General features: G+C 70.0%; 17 protein-coding genes. 12 read left to right on the top strand and 5 right to left on the bottom strand.

Features of this window, described 5'->3' with window-relative positions:
* Positions 1 to 653 precede the first annotated feature (653 nt).
* The 5 genes from C1A33_RS06000 (at position 654) to C1A33_RS05980 (ending at position 5,589) form a co-directional block, all read left to right on the top strand.
* Complete coding sequence (locus C1A33_RS06000) at positions 654 to 962, top strand: hypothetical protein (RefSeq protein WP_207770180.1); 309 nt, start codon at positions 654 to 656, stop codon at positions 960 to 962.
* A gap of 2 nt (positions 963 to 964) precedes the next feature.
* Positions 965 to 1,981 carry an LLM class flavin-dependent oxidoreductase gene (locus C1A33_RS05995; RefSeq protein WP_165818243.1) on the top strand — a complete coding sequence of 339 codons (1,017 nt, stop codon included), beginning with the start codon at positions 965 to 967 and terminating at the stop codon, positions 1,979 to 1,981.
* A complete protein-coding gene (locus tag C1A33_RS05990) occupies positions 1,978 to 3,183 on the top strand; it encodes a FecCD family ABC transporter permease (RefSeq protein WP_243407240.1) in 1,206 nt (401 codons plus the stop codon). Before C1A33_RS05995 ends, C1A33_RS05990 begins: the two co-directional genes overlap by 4 nt.
* On the top strand, positions 3,174 to 4,088 hold the full coding sequence (locus C1A33_RS05985) for an ABC transporter ATP-binding protein (RefSeq protein ID WP_243407239.1): 915 nt from the start codon (positions 3,174 to 3,176) through the stop codon (positions 4,086 to 4,088). Before C1A33_RS05990 ends, C1A33_RS05985 begins: the two co-directional genes overlap by 10 nt.
* Before the next feature lie 412 nt (positions 4,089 to 4,500).
* Positions 4,501 to 5,589: a hypothetical protein gene (locus tag C1A33_RS05980; RefSeq protein WP_101830523.1), complete on the top strand. Its 1,089-nt coding sequence runs from the start codon at positions 4,501 to 4,503 to the stop codon at positions 5,587 to 5,589.
* A 43-nt stretch (positions 5,590 to 5,632) separates the two neighbouring features.
* On the opposite strand, the gene C1A33_RS34015 is transcribed toward C1A33_RS05980, so the two are convergent.
* The gene (locus C1A33_RS34015; RefSeq protein WP_133150572.1) at positions 5,633 to 5,848 is read right to left on the bottom strand and encodes a hypothetical protein; all 216 of its coding nucleotides are present in this window, start codon (positions 5,846 to 5,848) and stop codon (positions 5,633 to 5,635) included.
* Positions 5,849 to 5,890: 42 nt separating this feature from the next.
* On the opposite strand from C1A33_RS34015, the gene C1A33_RS05975 reads away from it, so the two are divergent.
* From C1A33_RS05975 to C1A33_RS05950, 6 genes are all read left to right on the top strand, one after another.
* The gene (locus C1A33_RS05975) at positions 5,891 to 6,967 is read left to right on the top strand and encodes a M29 family metallopeptidase (protein ID WP_101830522.1); all 1,077 of its coding nucleotides are present in this window, start codon (positions 5,891 to 5,893) and stop codon (positions 6,965 to 6,967) included.
* Positions 6,968 to 7,072: 105 nt separating this feature from the next.
* Positions 7,073 to 7,867, top strand: coding sequence for an iron-containing redox enzyme family protein (locus C1A33_RS05970; protein WP_101830521.1), 795 nt, complete (start codon positions 7,073 to 7,075; stop codon positions 7,865 to 7,867).
* Between the two features lie 3 nt (positions 7,868 to 7,870).
* A complete protein-coding gene (locus C1A33_RS05965; RefSeq protein WP_101830520.1) occupies positions 7,871 to 8,698 on the top strand; it encodes a hypothetical protein in 828 nt (275 codons plus the stop codon).
* A gap of 17 nt (positions 8,699 to 8,715) precedes the next feature.
* Positions 8,716 to 9,507, top strand: a complete 792-nt coding sequence (locus tag C1A33_RS05960) for an SDR family NAD(P)-dependent oxidoreductase (RefSeq protein ID WP_101830519.1) — start codon at positions 8,716 to 8,718, stop codon at positions 9,505 to 9,507.
* Between the two features lie 41 nt (positions 9,508 to 9,548).
* Positions 9,549 to 10,598: an aspartate-semialdehyde dehydrogenase gene (locus C1A33_RS05955; RefSeq protein WP_101830518.1), complete on the top strand. Its 1,050-nt coding sequence runs from the start codon at positions 9,549 to 9,551 to the stop codon at positions 10,596 to 10,598.
* Positions 10,595 to 11,797: an amino acid kinase family protein gene (locus tag C1A33_RS05950; RefSeq protein ID WP_165818241.1), complete on the top strand. Its 1,203-nt coding sequence runs from the start codon at positions 10,595 to 10,597 to the stop codon at positions 11,795 to 11,797. Before C1A33_RS05955 ends, C1A33_RS05950 begins: the two co-directional genes overlap by 4 nt.
* A 52-nt stretch (positions 11,798 to 11,849) precedes the next feature.
* Here the strand turns inward: C1A33_RS05950 and C1A33_RS05945 are convergent, their stop codons facing one another.
* The 3 genes from C1A33_RS05945 to C1A33_RS05935 all read right to left on the bottom strand — a co-directional run bounded on the left by C1A33_RS05945 (position 11,850) and on the right by C1A33_RS05935 (position 14,877).
* Positions 11,850 to 13,025: a M14 family metallopeptidase gene (locus C1A33_RS05945; RefSeq protein WP_133150571.1), complete on the bottom strand. Its 1,176-nt coding sequence runs from the start codon at positions 13,023 to 13,025 to the stop codon at positions 11,850 to 11,852.
* Positions 13,026 to 13,045: 20 nt separating this feature from the next.
* Positions 13,046 to 14,497, bottom strand: coding sequence for an MFS transporter (locus tag C1A33_RS05940; RefSeq protein ID WP_165818240.1), 1,452 nt, complete (start codon positions 14,495 to 14,497; stop codon positions 13,046 to 13,048).
* Between the two features lie 86 nt (positions 14,498 to 14,583).
* The gene (locus C1A33_RS05935; RefSeq protein ID WP_101830514.1) at positions 14,584 to 14,877 is read right to left on the bottom strand and encodes a TauD/TfdA dioxygenase family protein; all 294 of its coding nucleotides are present in this window, start codon (positions 14,875 to 14,877) and stop codon (positions 14,584 to 14,586) included.
* A gap of 1,006 nt (positions 14,878 to 15,883) precedes the next feature.
* On the opposite strand from C1A33_RS05935, the gene C1A33_RS05930 reads away from it, so the two are divergent.
* A complete protein-coding gene (locus tag C1A33_RS05930; RefSeq protein ID WP_101830513.1) occupies positions 15,884 to 16,993 on the top strand; it encodes an ABC transporter substrate-binding protein in 1,110 nt (369 codons plus the stop codon).
* A gap of 423 nt (positions 16,994 to 17,416) precedes the next feature.
* On the opposite strand, the gene C1A33_RS05925 is transcribed toward C1A33_RS05930, so the two are convergent.
* Entirely contained in the window at positions 17,417 to 17,557 is a 141-nt protein-coding gene (locus tag C1A33_RS05925) for a ribonuclease HepT family protein (RefSeq protein ID WP_243407237.1), read from the bottom strand.
* Between the last annotated feature and the right edge of the window lie 131 nt (positions 17,558 to 17,688).

The raw sequence follows: 17,688 nt of genomic DNA, 5'->3' as shown, positions 1-17,688 counted from the left end.
GGGGTGGGGGGTGCCTACGGGGCCGGGCAAGAGCCCCGGCACCGATGCTCCGAAGCGTTTGCTGCCCGCAGCGTAGTAAGTATCCGCAGATGAGGAGCATCCGTCTCGGTCTCCCCCGCAGTTGCGGCAACGACAGAGCCTGCCCCACCCTGCGAGGCAGCCCGGTCCTGACATACAGGTCATCTAGGTCTAAATGGTGTAATAACGGACGACCCTGGGTTTCGGTGAACGTCGACCTCGACTGGTTTTACAAGCCGAGTACCTCGGGAACACCGGGCCGTTACCGGCGCGACCCGGCAGCGCCAGAAACCGCAGATCAGGGGACGGCTGGCGCTGACAATCCGCAGATGCGGAAGTTATGCTCTTCTTGTTCCGCTCCTAAGGAGAAGCGACGGCGCCGGCTCCCCGCCCCAGCCGTGGCGGCGCCCTACCCCGCGCGCGGACGCACCACCGGTAGCCAATTGATCACTTTCTGATTGTCAGGTCATGCCCATGGTCGGGGGGAACACGTGAGACCACGGTCCATCCGCATTCCGCGGCACTCGCTCGAAGCTTGCGGCGGAAGCCCTGAGCGTGACCGGCCGCAAGCCCTCCGCCCGGGTCCCCTCCGGATGGGCGGCGGCCGGGTGTGCGTCCGCCGGGCAACGGTCGGATTGTGGCGCCCGCGGTCACCGTCACGATGGCCGCGCTCGTCGCCGGATGCGGCGACTCCGAAGACTCCGCCGATTCCACCGGCCGTCAAGGGCAACCGGCTTCGCTTCAACCCACAGGGCCTCTGCCCGTGGGACCGGTTCGGCCCCGAGGAGGCGCTGCAGATCCAGTGGGCGCCCCAGGCGCTGCACCCCGACCTGTTCACCGACCTCGACATGTGCGCCGAGACCCGCGACTTCTACCAGAAGTTCTTCCACTACGAACCAACCGAGGCCGATCGCGACCTGATCCTGCAGGTCGAGGACAAATGATCGTGACTACCGACATGCGATTCGGTCTTCCCGGTGGCCGCGGCGACCTCGAGACGGGCGGTCCGACCTCAGTCACGGAGCTGAGCCGGACCGCCGAGGCCCTCGGCTTCGACAGTCTCTGGTTCACCGACGGCCATCTCACCTCGGTCGGCTCCCGCACACTGCGGGCACAGCCGGCACCGATCCCACTCGCGGCGGCGGCCGCAGCCGTCACCAGCCGGATCAGGCTCGGGTTCACGGCGCTGCACGTGGCGCAGTACGACCCGATCCGGCTCGCCGCGGATCTCGCCACCCTCGACCGCCTCTCCGGCGGCCGGGTGATCCTGGGCGTGGGCTGGCCCGTCGCCGACTACGCCCGGGTCACCCGGTGCCCGGGCGGCGACGCCGACCTGCCCGAGGCGCTCGACACCGTGCTCAGGTACTGGCGGGGGTGCTCCGTCGTCGCCGACGGGGCGCAGTACCGCGTCGGGCCGACGCCCGTGCAGCACCCGCATCCGCCCGTCGAGATCGCGGCCCACACCGACGAGTCGATCGTCTGGGCGGCGGGCAGACGCTACGGGCTCCTGCTCGCCGCCACCGGGACGACCCAGGCGATGGCCGAGCAGGCCGCACTGTACGTCTCCCGAGGCGGCCGCACCGCGGACCTGCGGGTCGAGCGGTTCTGCCTGGTCGCACGAACCGACGGGGAGGCGGACCAGATCGCCCGGCCGATCGTGGAACGGCTCACCGGACGGCTGGCGTCCCTCGGTGGCGACGAACACGGCCATCGGACAGCCGGTCCCCCCGAACTCGACCCAGTCCGGTTCCTCCGCGAGACGGCGATCGTCGGCGGCCCGGAGACCGTGGCCCGGCGGCTGACCGCGCTACGGGACGAGCTGGGCGTCGAGCAGGTCAACATCCGCCCCTCGTTCAGCGGCACTGTCCCACTGCGGGTGCAGCAGAACTCCGTCCGACTGTTCGCCAGTAAGGTGCTACCGATCATCAGGGGCCTTCCGACCAGGCAGGCGGCGCACCAGTGAGCGCGCCACCGACCATCCCATCGCCGCCCGCGGTCCCACCGCCGGCGGTCCCACCAGCAGCGGACGAGACGACGGCGGACGAGACGAGGGCGGACGAGACGACGGCCGAGTCACAGTCGGCGGACGCACGCCAGAAAGCGGTGCCGGCGAGGCCGGTCGAAGCTGCCGAGCCGGTCAGAGCGCAGATGCGGCTGTGGCCGGCGGACAGCGGGCGCACCATCCTGCTCGGCGTCGTGCTGCTGGTCCTCGTGGTGATCTCCTTCGGCCTTGGCCGATACTCGCTGAGCCCGGTGACGGTCGTGCGGATCCTCGCCCACGAGGTCGCCGGCATCGGTGCCGGTGTCCAGGGCCAGGACCGGGCGGTGGTCATGAACATCCGCCTGCCACGCATCCTCGCCGCGCTGCTGGTGGGGGCGGCGCTCTCCTCATCGGGAGCGGCCTACCAGACGATGTTCCGCAATCCGCTGGTCTCCCCGGAGGTGCTCGGGGTGGCCGCGGGAGCGGGCTTCGGCGCGTCGGTGTCGATCCTGATCGGCCTCCCGACCGCGGCGCTGCAGACGATGTCGTTCGGCTGCGGGCTGCTCGCGGCGGTGCTGGCCGTGACGATCGCGCGGGTGGTGGGGCGCGGTTCACTGATCATCCTGGTGCTCGGCGGAGTGATCATCGGAGCGATGTTCAACGCGCTGATCTCGAGCGCGCAGTACCTCGCCAACCCGGAGACCACGCTGCCGGAGATCACCTTCTGGCTGTTCGGGAACCTGGGCCGGGCCAGCATGCACAGCCTGATCCTGCCCAGCATGATCATCGGGGTATGTCTCATCGTGCTCTACGCGGTGCGCTGGCCGCTGACAGTCCTCGCCACCGGCGATGATGAGGCCCGCTCCCTGGGGGTGAACCGGACGAGGATCTGGGCAGTGACGATCACCGCGTCCACGCTCATGACGGCGACCGCCGTCAGCATCGCGGGCATCATCGGCTGGGTCGGTCTCGTCGTCCCCCACCTGGCACGGTTCGCCGTCGGGCCGTCGTTCAACCGCATGCTTCCGATGACGACGATGCTCGGCGCCGCCTACCTGCTCGTCGTCGACGACGTCGCGCGCACCGCCACCACGCTCGACCTGCCGCTGGGCATCCTGACCGCACTCATCGGCGCGCCGTTCTTCGTCGCGCTCCTCGCCAAGGCTGGCCGCCAGTGGCTCTGACCTCCGAAACGACGCCCGAAGCGGCCGCGGGGACACCCCCTGAGGCGGCGCGCGGAGCGAGGGCGAAGGCGGGCGGGCCCGCCATTCCGCGCGTTCAGCTCGACGATCTTACCTTCACCTACCCCCGCGGCGGCCACCGGCTGACCGGGGTGACGCTGACCGTCGAGGAATCCGAGGTCTGCTGCCTGCTCGGGCCGAACGGGGCGGGCAAAACCACCCTGCTGAAGTGCCTGCTGGGCCTGCTCCGGCCACGGCGAGGCACCGTCCAGATCAGTGGACATGACGTCGTCGCCCTCTCGGCCCGCGAGCTCGCGAGGCTGGTCGCCTACGTACCGCAGAGCGCGTCAACACCGTTCCCGTTCACCGCGCTCGACATCGCGGTCATGGGCCGCACGCCGCATCTCGGCGCGCTGGCCTCGCCCAGCCCGGCTGACCGGCGCGGCGCGCTCGAACAGCTCGACCGGCTCGGGGTGGCACGACTCGCCGACCGCTCGTTCGCCCAGCTCTCCGGGGGTGAGCGCCAGCTCGTCCTGCTGGCGCGCGCCCTCGTCCAGCAGGCACCCGTGCTCATTCTCGACGAGCCAACCGCCGCCCTGGACTACGGCAACGAAGTGCGCATCCTCCAGGTCGTCACGGAGCTCGCCCAGGACGACCATTCGGTGATCATGACGTCCCATCAGCCGTCACACGCCCTGACCTACTCTGACCGGGCGGTGCTGATGAAGGACGGGCAGGTCGTGGCGAACGGACATCCGGACGAGGTGGTGACGGGCGAAAGCCTCAGCAGTCTCTACGGCGTTCCGGTGCACGTGACCGGGGTCGATCTGCCTACCCTCGATGGCAGCCGCGAGGTTCGCACCTGCGTACCGATTCCCGCCCGGCTCGCCCCGGGTCAGAACGGCTGAGGCGACGACGATTCCCATGACCTCGACAGGCTGTGTGCGTTCGGCGTGCCTGGCACGGCGTAGGCACGGCAAACAACTCGACCCACGAAGCGCGAATTTTCTTACCTCTCAGCCCTTCCCTATCCCGGCCGGGCACGATAATATTCGTTCACAGCAGATCCGTTCGGTCAGCGGATCGGGGTAGCCGGAGAAAGATATCCCCGGCCACCCCTGAGAGCAACTGCGGCTCCCTGGTTCCTGACGCACACCGCACGACGACGGTGCCGTTGATGCGTCAACCAGATACGCAGAACCGTGGCACGAACATTTAGCTCACACGGTCGAAGGCGACCGAGGAGATGCATCCTCAATGCGAGCAGCGGCCCGCCGGGAGACGGGCGCCGCCAGCCACCCTCGCCTCGGAGGAAATTCCATGCCAGAACTCGTCGTTGACCCCACGAGAATTCGCCAGTTCGGCGATCCCTCCGGCACCGAATTCTGCCTGGTGACGAACACGTCGCTGCTGGAGTCGGTGCGAGTAGTAAACACCGACGGTTATCTCGGCCATCGGGTCATCGTTTTCACCGGCGGGAACACCGATTTCGAACGTATAATGCGAGAGGACGTCCCGGAGCAGGCCCACGTGCTGGTCATGTCGCCCGACTGCTTCTTCGAGTCGCCGCCGCAGGACGTTCTCGGCCCACGCCGGAAGCTGCTCGGCATGGCGTGCAACTCCACTCCCACCGACCACGCCACACTGGAACATTTCCTGCGCTGTGTGGAGACGACTGACCCGGACGCGCAGGAGGCTTTCTCCGACCGCTTCTTCGAGCTGGCCGAACGCGGCGACCTGCTCGAGTATCGGGACGAGCGGTTCGGCACCGTTGCGCGCCTGCGGCTGTGGGAGCGCGAGCTGGTGTGGAACCAGCAGGCCGGGCGGGTTGACTGGGGCGAGCAGCAGATAGTCCCCGGCGGGGAGATCAGCGTTCTGCCGATTGACATCAGGGAGTTCGGAGAACACCTGCGGCTCCCGCTCGACGGCGAGATCGTCATCGGCGGTTTCCCGATTCTGCATTCCGGCACCCCGTCATTCGCGCGCCGCGACCAGAAGCGCATTCACAGCGAACTCTGGCCCTTGCACAACCACCCGGTAACAGCTACTGTCGAAGACGGCGAGATAACACACCTCGCCGCCACCGACCTGGGCGGCCAGAGGGTCATCGAGATGCTCGAAGCCCTTTTTCTGGTCGACTCCCGCTACCGGCTCGTGTGGGAGATCGGCCACGCCGTAAACACCACCCACGAACTGCTCGCCGGGAACCACGCGATGAACGAGGTGTTCGGCGCCGAGAACGGATGCCTGCACTGGGGAATCGGGCTCACTCCGTTCACCCAGTACCACCTCGACATCATCGCCCCCGGCACCGTCGTCACGAACGGCAACGGCGAAGTACTCCTCGGCACCCCGGACCGCGAGGTCACGGTGGTGCCGTCCCAGACTCCGGTCGGCCTGGCCAGCTGATCGGCGCGACGAGCGCACTGTCCGGCTCGTCGACAGCCCGACCCTACGGGATGAGAAAAAGGAGGTGACCAGCATGGAGCAGCAGAAGAAGATCCAGGTCAAGAAGAACGACCGCTACCTGGGCACCCTCCTCGGCTGATGCCGTCGACTGGGGTGGGTCGGCTTTGACCGGGCCGACCCACCCCAGATCGAGTTCCACCACCGCACGCCTTCTCTCGGCACATTTCTTTCCGATGTGCATCGCGACGCTTTTCTCCACGAATTCACCCGCGCAATTCTTCCCGAGCCCGGGGGTGGCCCTGTGACCCTGTTCGTCGTGCATCCGGACCGGCACCGCGAGTTCGGGAACCCCAGCGAGACATTCCTGCTGCTGACCCAGGCCGACCGGGTCGAGAATTTCGTGCTCGCCCCGAGCACCCGGTATCGGCACTGCGGAATCGGCGCGATCGACACCGACGAGTCCCTCGAGGCGGTGCTGCTCTCCGGCCGCTGCCCGGCCGACGCCGACATCTTCGTGGTCTGCCCGGACCGTTTCGTCACCTCCCCGGAGCCCGCCGCGATCGGCCCGACCCGGCGAGTCGTGGTCATGCCCTGCGGATCGACGCCCGTCACCGATGCCCAGGTCGCCTACTTCCTGACCGCAGTGGAGCACACCGACCCCGTCGCCCTCGAGGCGCGGGCGGACCGGCTGTTCGCCGCGCTCAGCGAGACCCCGTTCGTCTGGCTGACCGCGGCGCGTGAGTCGACATCCGCGACCTTCACCGTCTCCGGCGACTACGAATGGAACCAGCAGGCCGGCCCGCTCGCGCCCGGCGAGCAGCAGATCGCGCCGTCGGGTGAGGCAAGCGCCGCGCCGACCGGGCTGTACCTCTTCGACACCTCACGGCGGCTCGGCCTGAACGGGTCGGTCACGCTGTACGGCGCGCCGATCGTGCACCGCGGCGACGACCTGGTATGCCTTGCGGAGCAGGCCAGACTGTTCGAGGACCTCGACGTCCTGCGCGAGAGTCCGGTGATCCTCGACCTGGCCGACGGCATGGTGACGGACGTCCGCCCGGCCGAGCCGGCGGCGAAACGCGCGGTCGCGGCCCTGACCGACCTCTACGCCGTGGACGACGCCTACCGGATCGTGTGGGAGTTCGGCATCGGCCTCAACCCGGTGCTGCACCAGCAGCCCGGCAACTGCGGCCTGAACGAGATGTACGGCGCGAGCAACGGCGTGGTGCACCTGGGCTTCGGCCTGACCCCCACGACCCGGTACGCGCTCACGTTCACCTGCGCCGACACCGTCATGACGGACGAGGACGGGAGCACCGTCGCCGGGCCGGTTCCGGCCCGGCGGCTGCGGCGGCGGCGCACCCCCGACTGCGGCTGCTGACCCCCGCCCGGTAAAACCGCGCCCCGTGAATCTCCCGCTCCGAACCACACCGTGCCCCGCGCCACCGCGCCCGCGCCGGACCGAACCCCCCGAGAGGAGACCTCGATGGACGACAACCCGCGCGACTGGTTCGGCGAGCCGCGAGCCGCGGCTCGCGCCCGGCCGGCGACCACCACATCGGATTTGCGCAGCCAGGTCGACGAGCTGCTCGACGCCAAGATCGAGAAGTTCTACGCCGAAGTGCCGTACGCGGACCACCAGAGGTCCGGGTCGGACATCAACCTCGAGTACTACAAGCGCCACAACATCGAGACGATCCTGCGGCTACGCCGCAAGCGGACCGTCGACGCGCTCGCGATCGGCTACTTCACGAAGCGGGACCCGGTGCGGGGCGCCAAGTGGGCGCACTACGTCGAGGACGAGATGCTGCACGACGAGTGGTTCGCCGGCGACCTGGCCAAGGTGGGCGTCACCAAGGAGGAGATCTACTCCACCGAGCCGTTCCAGTCCACCAAGCTGCTCACCGGCTACCTGCAGTACGGCATGGAGTTCGAGGGAACACCGCTGGCCCTGCTGAGCAGCGTCTACTTCGTCGAGTACGTGACGACGAAGACCCAGCCGTCCTGGGTGCGGAACCTGGAGGAGTCGCTGGGCCGGGAGAAGCTCGCCGGAGCCCGCCGCCACGTCGGCACGGACATCGAGGACGAGCACGCCACGTTCGTATGGGAGGTCCTGGCCTCCCTGGTGAACACCCCCGAGGACGAGAGGCGGGTGATCGAGCACGTGACCGTCGTCGCCAGCCTGTGGGTGGCCTACTTCATCGAGCTCTACCGGCACGTGGTGGCCCAGCCAGCGGACGCGCTCGAGGCGGGCCGCACCCTGGCCGCCGGGGTCGTCTGAGCAGTGTCCGCCACCAGTGTCCCGACCGACCCGGCCCCGACCGGCTCCGTCCCGGCTCCGATCGGTGCGGACGACGGCCTGCTGCGTTTCTCCGCCGGCCGCAACCCGCTCGGCCCGGCGGCGGACGCCTGGCTCAAGGCCGGTCTGGCGAGGGCGCTGCCCGACCTCCGGATGGACGCGCTGTTCGCAGCCCGCCCCGACCTGTTCCGCTCCGCCGAGCACCTCGTCGTCTGCCTCGACACCGGTGACGGCGACGCTACCGGCAGCGGTGACGGCAGCGGACGTCCGGTCGGGGTACTCGGAGCGAGTTGGGCGTCGACAGCCGACGGGGAGCGGTTCCTGCACATCGGCGTCCAGTTCGTCGCCCGGGACCTGCGGGGCGGCGCCGCGTTCAGCGCGAGCTGGCTGGCCCTGCTCGACGACGTCGTGAGCAGGGCGGAGTTCCCACGGATCAGCGTGCTGCGCACCTACAACCCTGTCGCCTACTGCGCGATGCGCGCCTACGGGCGGCTGCCTGGAGCGGTGCTCTACCCCGATCCGCAGCGGGAGCGGCGCGACGCCCGGATCGGCGACCTCGCGTCGCGGGTGGCGCGGGCGCTCGCGCCGGGCGCGCGGTTCGACCGCCGGTCAGGACGACTCGCCGGCATCGGCGTGCCCGCAGACCTGTACCGAACCCGACCCACCAGCGACGACGACCTGGTCAACGCCCACTTCGCGCGGCACACCCGGCCCGGCGACCGGATCCTCTGCATGGTCCACGTCCGGTCCGAACAGACCATCCAGGCGATCCTCGACGGCTTCAGCCGCAGACACCGGGACGCCACACAGTAGAGCAGAACGGAGCGGGAATGTTGGGACTCGAGGGCAGGACCGCGGCGGTCGTCGGTGCGGCGTCGGGCATTGGCCGGGCGATCGCGATCGCCTTCGCCGAGAACGGCGCGTTCGTCGCCTGCGCCGACCTGGACCGTGCGGGCGTCGCGGAGACCGCGAGCATGATCGAGGCCGTCGGCGGCCGGGCCGAGGCGAGCGTGGTCGACGTGCGCAGGTCCGCGGACGTCGACACCATGCTGGACAAGGTCGCCGCAGAGCACGGCCGGCTCGATGTGGCGGTCGGCACCCCGGGGATCAACATCAGGAAGCCGCTGGTCGAGTACACCGACGCCGAGTTCGAGGCCGTCACCGACGTGAACCTGCGCGGCGGCTTCCACGTCCTGCGCGGGGCCGGCCGGATCATGTCCGCGCAGGGTCACGGCAGCATCATCGTGATCTCCTCGATCAGCAGCCGGGTGGTCGAGCCCGGACAGGTGATCTACGCCGGAACGAAGGCCGCGCTGGCCCAGATGGTGCGCGTCCTCGCCGCCGAGCTGGGGCCGTGCGGGGTACGCGTCAACGCGATCGCGCCCGGTCCGGTCGAGACGGCGCTGACCGAGCCCATCCGGGCCAGCAAGGCGTGGGCGGGCGCGTACGCGGAGAAGGTGGCGCTAGGACGCTGGGCGCGGCCGGCGGAGATCGCGGGGCCGGCGGTGTTCCTGGCCTCGGACGCCGCCACCTACGTCACCGGTGAGGTGCTGTTCGCCGACGGCGGCTGGGTCGACCTCGACGCCCAGTTCGCCGACGAGGCCGCGGTCGGCACGGACTGACCGACAGAACGGACACAGCGGCGCGAGAGAGGACGAGCACAGTGGACATCGCCGTCATCGGCGCGACGGGCGTCGTCGGCAAGCAGTGCCTGGAGCTGCTCGACTCCGGTGCTCTGGCGGGCCTTGGGCGGGTCGTCCCGGTGGCATCGGCCGGCTCCGCCGGACGGGACCTCGCCGCCGAGTACGGGCTGTCGCTGAAGGTCGACGAGGTCGTCGCGCTGGACGACTTCGACCCGTCCGGGCTCGACCTGGCGATCTTCAGCGCCGGGGCGCCGATCAGCCGGGAGCTCGGCCCGGTCGTCGCCGCGGCCGGCGCGCTGGTCGTCGACAACAGCTCGGCGTTCCGGATGGACGACGACATCCCCCTGGTGGTCCCGCAGGTGAACCCGCAGACGATGGCCACCCGGCCCGCCCGCGGGATCGCGTCCGTTCCGAACTGCTCGACGATCCAGCTCGTCCGCGCGCTGCACCCGCTGCGGGCGCTCGGCGAGCTGGAGCGGCTGATCGTGGCGACCTATCAGGCGGCGTCCGGCGGCGGCCTGCGTGGCCTCGACGAGCTCGCGGCGACGTCACGGGCGATCCTGGACCGGGCGCAGTCCACCGGGCCGTCCGCCGGCGCGTCGGGCCGGTTCGGGCAGCCGCTGGCGTTCAGCCTGGTGCCCGAGATCGGTCTGCGCGACGACGACGGGATCTCGCACGAGGAGCACAAGCTGCGCCGCGAGCCGCGCAAGATCCTCGGCCTGCCGGGGCTTCGGGTCGCCGCTACGGCGGTGCGCGTCCCCGTGGTGAACGGACATGCGGAGGCAGTGCACGTCACCTTCGACAGACCGGTCGACGCCCGGGACGCGCTCGACGTCCTGCGCGCGGCTCCCGGGCTGCGGATCTACGGCGCGGACGACGGCTATCCGATGCCGCGGCAAGTGTGCGCGTCCCCGGAGAGCAGCGCGCTAGTCCACGTGGGGCGGGTCCGCGCCGACCCGGACGACCCGTGCTCGCTGCTGCTGTGGGTGGTCGCCGACAACCTGGTCGTCGGCGCCGCGCTGACGGCGCTGGAGATCGCGCGGCTGGCGGCCGAGTCGTCATGGGCATGAGCGGGGAACCGGAGCCGCTCGTCCTCAAGTTCGGCGGCGCGTCGTTCGCATCGCCCGGCGCGCACCGGGTGATCGCGCGGCACGTCGCCAGCCGGCGCGGTGGGCGGTCATCAGCACGCGTGGTCGTGGTGGTCAGCGCGGTGGCCGGCGAGACCGACCGGCTCTCGGCGCAGATGCGTGCGGTCAGCCCCGATCCCGACCGGGAGCTGCTCGCAGCCGCGCTGATGAGCGGCGAGACCGTCAACGTGACGCTCATGACCGCGGCGCTGCGCGACGCCGGTCTCGCGGCGCACGCCCTGACCGCCGCCGACACCGGGTTCGTCGGGATGGGCGAACCACACCACGCCGACCTGGTCGAGATCAACGCGACGGCGCTGAGGAAGGCGGCTGAGCCTGGTGGAGTTGTCGTCGTGCCCGGCGGTCAGGCCGTCGGGCCGCACGGACGTCCGGTGATGCTCGGACGGAACAGCTCCGACCTCTCCGCGATCGCCGCCGCGGCCGCGCTGGGCGCGCCCGGCTGCGAGATCTTCTCCGACTCCCCCGGCATCTGCACCGCCGACCCGCAGCTGATCCCCGACGCCCGGACCCTGGCCCGGATCGACTACGACACGATGATGGCCATGTCCCGGCACGGCGCGAAGGTGCTGCACCACTCGGCCGTCGTCTGGGCAGCGCGGCACGGCGTCGAGATCCGATGCCGCTCGCTGCTGCCCGACGGACGCCGGCACTCCGTCGTCGGCGCGGCGGACGGGGCTGCCGGGGCCCGGAGAGTCGGTGCGGTGGTCGTTCACCGCACAGGCGCGGTCTGGACGGGCGAGGTCGGTCGGGTGCGCGCGCTGCGGGTGGACCCGACCCGGCTGGGCCCGGACGTGGTGATGGTCGACGGCACAGTCGCCGGAGGCGTCGTCGAGGGCGCGGTTGTCGGAGGCCTCGCCGCGGGCACGGGTGCCGCGGGCACGGGTGCCGCGGGCATAGTCAGCGCGGGCACAACCGTCGAGGGGTCGGGATCCGGGGTGGGCGTCGCCCACCTCGTCCTCGCGGATGCCCTGCGCGACCTCGCCTCGGACGGCCTGCGCCGCACCGACCTGCGGCTCGTGACGACCATGTTCCCCGATGGACGGCTCGACCTGCGCCTGGTGCCGCCGTCCGAGGTGACCGCGGTCGCCCGCGCACAGCACCGCCTCGTCATCGGCGACTGACGCCGGGGGACCGCGCCGGATCACAGCGCCCGGACCGCTGGCGCCGGGCCCGTCAGCTCAGTGGCGCGGGCGGCGGGGCGCCGGTGAGGCCGGCCACCGCCCGGCCGATCATCCTCAGGCCCCGGTCGAGGACCTCGGCGCGCCACCGCTCATCGTCCGGGGCGAACGCGTCGCGGACGAGCGCCCTGATGCCCGCGGCCCGATCCTCGTCCACCGAGGTGCCCCGCTGCCAGAGCCAGTTGTCGGCCTGCAGGGCACGCAGGACCGTCAGCGCGTCCTGCGTGCCGAACTCAAGGGTGATGGCTGTCAGCTCGACACCGGGAAGCTCCTCCACCAGCGCCTGGGCCGAGTTGCCGCCGATGGGCGTCGAGCTGGACGTCCCCTCGTCGGAATCGGTCAGCGCCGGCCCGTACCAGGCCCTGGCCCGGGCGGGCGCCGCCGCGTCGGCACCACCGCGGAAGATCGGTTCGGCCGCGCCCCGCTCCCCCAGCCCGGTATGCAGGTCGATGTAGGCGATCTGGTCGTAGCCGGCAAGATGCTCCCGGATGATCGACCGCCAGGTCACGTTCGACCAGCACGGCGCCGTCCCGCCGTAGAACAGGCCGTCGGGGTGGTCGTACTGGCCCGCGGTGATGGCGAGCTGGGTCGCGCGCTCCCCCTCTTCGGCGACGTGCAGCAGGATCTTCTCGTCCGCGGCGGCGTGCGCGGAGCCGCCCCAGTCCGCGGGCAGCAGCAGTGGATGCAGCGCGGCGTAACCCTCGTTGACCGGGACGCGACCGTGGTCGACGAAGTTCCGGTTGATGTCGACATTGTGCTCGTTTACCCGGCGCCGGTGCGAGAAGCCGAACGGGTTCAGCGCGTGTACCAGCACGACTGACAGTCCCGGGACGGACGCCGGTTCGAACTCCGTCAGGAAGCGGAGCTGGCAGGCAGAGCCGGCGAACCCCTCCGCTCCGTGCGTCCCGCTGACCAGCACCAGCGCCGCGCCGCGGTCGCCGGAACCGCTGCCGGCGGCGGCACCGTCAAGGCAGGCGACGTCGGTGAACAGCTCCTCGCCTTCGGCACCGCGGGCCGTGTCGTTGCGGAACGACCGCAGGCGCGCGCCCCGGTCGGACGCGGCCGCGAGGAACCGCCCGCGGCCCTGGTCGTAGCTGGCGGAGAAGTACATCGGACCCTCCAGATCGGTGATGAACGCGGCTCGCGGGCCGCTTCTGGATGCCCTGGCCACGGCCGCACCCGGGGCGGACGTCAGTCGGTGTGCCTGCGCGAAGATGGTGGCGCGAGCCCGGACGGCGCCGCCTGCGCGCGTGCCGGCTCGAACACGGACCGGCTCGACCGTGGGCTCCTGGCGGAGCTCGCGGACGGGCCCGGTGGCGGGTCCGCTGGCGGGCGCTCGAACGGACGTCCGCGGATCTGGCCGAGCGCGGTGACGACAGCGGTAATGGCGAGAAGCACCGCGAAGAGGCCGCGATAGCCGCCCGAGCTCACGATCACGCCCGCGACCAGCGGGAAGAGCAGGATGGAGACCTCGAACAGCAGCCCCGCCATCGGCAGCATCCGCGCCCGCTCGGCGGGCCCCGCGAGGTTGACGGCGCGGGCCTGAAAGGCCGGGAGCCCGAGGCCGTACGTGCAGCCCAACGCGAGCGAGGCCGCACAGTAGAGCACCGGACTCGATCCGACGAACACGAACGCGGTGACCGCGACCATCATGCCGATGGTCGTCACCGCGACGACACGATCGGACGCGCTGTCGCGCAGGAAACGCGACAGGCCCAGGCGAACCGCGATGACCGCGATCGTGTACGTCACGTAGAACAGGTCGAAATCGAGACCACGGCTGTCTGCGAAGGTGGTCTGGAAGCTGTTCATCGACGTGAAGATGCAGGCGCACAGCAGGACCATCGCCAGCGGCACGACGCTCGGCGAGCGCAGGAGGCGCCGGGTCCGGGTGCCCGCGACGACCGGCTCGGCCCCGGCTGGCTCCCGTTCCTCGCTCACCCGCAGGACGGGCCCGGGCACAGGAGGGGCATTGTCGGCGCGGCCGGCCCCATTGACGTGGTCGGCCCCATCGGCGTGGTCGGCCCCATCGGCGTGGTCGGTTCCCTCGGCGTGGTCGGCTCTGTCGGCCCCGCGCGCACGGGGGGCGGCGCTTGCCAGGCGTCGCAGGCACGCTGCCAGCGGGATCACCAACAGGGCAGCGGCCAGCGCGAGACCGGCTCCGGCGACGAAGACCTCCTGGTAGGACAGCCCAGCCCGGCGCAGAGCGTTGCCGAGCACCGGCCCGACCCCGAAGCCGACCTGGATCGTCCCCGTCGCGTACCCGATGAGAGTGGCCCGGTCGGCGTCCGTCGCCAGATCCGAGGCGATCATCGGCGCCGCCGTGTAGGTCACCGACCAGGCGGTTCCCAGGACGATGCTGGCCACGACGAGCAAGCCGCCCACCGAGTCGGTGCTCGCGGCCAACACCGCGGCGGCGGCGTACAGCACGCAGGCGCCGGCCAGCAGCCGGTGCGGCGCGACCCGGCGCGGGTACCGGAGCAACAGCAGCAGGGCCACCGCGGCCGACGGAGCGGCCACCGCGCACAGCACCCCGTAGGTCGCCTCGCTGCCGCCCAGCTCCTTCACATACGGCCCGACCAGGAGGAGCACCCCGTAGGCGGAGGACGCCAGCAGTACACACCCGATCAGCAACCAGAGCACGGCCTGCTCGGCGGAGGAGCGACGCCGCCCGCCGCGCCCGCTGTCCGCGATCGTAATGGCGTCAGCCCTTCGTTCGGTGGCAGTCCTCAGACAAGTTCTTCGATGAACGTCGACGGACGGGCAATCAGCACCCGTTCCAGCTCGCGCGGAAAAGCACCGTAGTCACGGACCCCGTAGTGCAGCAGGACGCGGTTGTCCCACAGGGCGACATCGCCGACCGACCAGCTCAGCCTGACCTGGCACTCCGGTCTCGTGGCCTCGGTGAGCAGGGTTCGGACGAGGTCAGCGCTTCTTGCTCGGTCCCAGCCGACGACGACGGGGTCGAGCATGAAACAGATGTACAGGTGACGTTCACCGGTCCGTGGATGCTCCTGTACCAGGGAACGTGAGACGCCGCATCGACCGCCCTGCCGGGGGCGGCGGGAGGCGGCGGCGGGTCGTCATGATGCGGCTCCGCCGGCGGAGGTGAATGTGCGCGCACGTCGTCCTTCGCGGTGAGGGGCGCGCGACGCGACCCACAGCGGCCGCGCGCACGATCAGCGATGTTTTAGGTACTCAGAGCTCGACGGGCGACACTGCACCCTGATCCGCAGACGAGGAACCTTCTCCAACATTGATCCTCATCTGCGGCACCCTGTCAAGCAAAGATCCGATTTGGCGGCATCACAGCCGCTGGAAGATCCGATACCGAGACACGATCCGGACACTCGCCGCCGTGGTCCCACAGCGGCACTCCACCCTCGCGTGTCCTACCGCACTGCCCTCCGTGGGAGTCCGCGCGGAGGGCGGAGCCTTCACGATCTCCCAGACGGGATGACGGTCGGGGCGACGCCGGGAGGCACGCCCGCCAGGGCAACGACCGACGTCGCCAGGGCCACCACCCATCACGACCGAGGTGAGTCCGCAAATTCGTTGCCGGATCCAACACATCGGCGCAGATGCGGTCTATATTGCCAGCATAGACCGCATACGCGGACTTGTTGAGATCTTGGTGCAGCGTCGCACGCCCTCAGCCGACCACCGAGCCGGGATCAGGACTGTGCGCACAGGTACCTACCCAACGCGTGACCCTCCACAGCGGACGGCGTGCACGCACATCCGCCGCCCACCGACGGCTCCGTCTCACGTTGCCGGGCGCGAACCCGACACCATGCGGAACGCGCCCGCGGGCGACGATCGCCTGTGATTCCCCGCCGGCCCCCGTCGACCTGACCTTGGCCAGGTCAGGTCACGAACGGCCGATGGGCCAGCTCGCCGTCAGCGGCGATCGCGCCTCTCCGCGGCTCGAGGTCGGTCAGAGCTGACCGACCGTCGCCAGCATGCGGGCAACTCCCTCACCTGACCGAAGATCCTGTCAAAGCACTCGTTCGAGGACTGCATTCACACATGGCAGATATCCGCTTCCTGTATCGCCGCCTCACCGCTGTCCTGGTGGCAGCACTGCTGGCTCTCCTGGCCCTGACCGCCTGTGGTGACGACTCCACCAGCACCCCGAGCGGTTCAGCCCACCAGACGGCCGAGGCCGAGGCGACGACGCGCACCGTCGTCGACATGTCCGGTAACAGCGTCAAGGTGCCGTCGCACCCGATGCGGATCGTCACCAACTATCCGGCGGTGACGCAGATCATCTTCCTGCTCGGTGCGATCGAGCGACAGGTTGGCGTGACTGAGACCAACCTGACGACGTTGCCGTTGTTCAAGAAGATCTACCCGCCGCTCGCGTCGAAGACCGCCGTCTTCGGCACGGACACGACCACGGTGAACAACGAGGTCCTGCTGGGGCAGAAGCCGGACCTGGTGTTGCTCTCTGCCGGCAACAACACGCTCCGAAAGAAGATCACCGCCCTGGGGATTCCGGCTCTCGATGTCGCCAGCTTCCCGAACTCCGACAAGCTCAAGGACGGCGTCTCCTTCATCGCTGATGTGCTCGGCGGGGATGCGCCGGGGCGGGCGAAGAAGTTCACCGAGTTCTACGACAGTGCGCTCGGCCGCGCCGCCGAGGGTACGAAGGACCTTCCCGACGCGGAGCGTCCGAAGATCTACTACACGGCGGACAACCCGTTGAGCACCGACGGCAGCAAGACGATCGCCGAGGTCTGGGCGCGGCAGGGCGGTGGCGTGGCCGTCACAGAGAACAGTGGGGTTCAGGGCACCGCCAAATCCGTGACGCTCGAGACCGTGGTCGCCTGGAACCCGGACTACATCATCTGCCGCGACCACTCGACCTGCGAGGAAATCCTCAAGGACGACCGGTGGTCGACCGTCGCCGCGGTGCGGAACAACCACGTGATCACCAACCCGCGCGGAGTGTTCGTCTGGGCCGCACGCAGCGCCGAGTCCGCGCTGCAGCCGCTGTGGTTGGCCAAGACCCTGCACCCCGACCGCTTCGCCGACGTGAACATCGAGAAAGAGATCAAGACCTTCTACACCACGTTCTACAACTACAACCTCACCGACGCCGAGGTAGACGGGATCCTCAGCCCGACGCAGCCCTGACAGAACACGCTGCCCGGCGGCGCGGTCCGGGCGATGGGCGAGCCTCGCCCGTCGCCCGGACCGGCAGCGCTTGCAGGCAAGCTTTGTGGTGGAAGCGGTCCGCGATCTGGACCGCTTCGCCGGTGCGCCCGCGGAGGCGCCATCGGCGTAGGCACCCCGACCGGTCCGGCGGGTAGGTGCAATCTATTTACGCAGGTCAGAGGCTATTTACTCTCTGTGATGGACTATGTGCACCAGCATCCGAACCGTTCGATCTTGGCTGCTGGCCCTGACATCGCTATCCGGCAGGTCGCTACCCGGGCCCTGACCAGGGATGATGTCCAGTGACCGCGCCGACAGCCACATCATCTAAGCGAATCGAACAAGTGTCCCGAATTTCGGCGGTCCGGGCATTTCTGGGCCGCCAGGCGACCGCGATCGTGGTCAGTGCGGCTGGTCGAGTTGGCTGGCGACGAGCGGGAACTCCGCCTTGAGGAGCGTTGTCAGTTGCTCCTGAAGTTCACGCAGCGCGGTCGTGGCGATGCGCCACGCGACTGACCAGTCGACGTCGAAGTGCGTGTGCACGGACGCCCGCCGACATCCGACTGCCGCGCGAACCACTCCGCGGACAGCGTGCCCCGAGATTCACCCCCGGAGTCCGAGCGTGGGGCCGTAGTCGCGGCGACGGCTCGGTCGGGTGAGGATCTCGACGCTGT

The organism is Frankia canadensis (assembly GCF_900197875.1).
GTDB lineage: Bacteria > Actinomycetota > Actinomycetes > Frankiales > Frankiaceae > Frankia > Frankia canadensis.
This window is presented reverse-complemented; position numbering and strand designations above follow the sequence as displayed.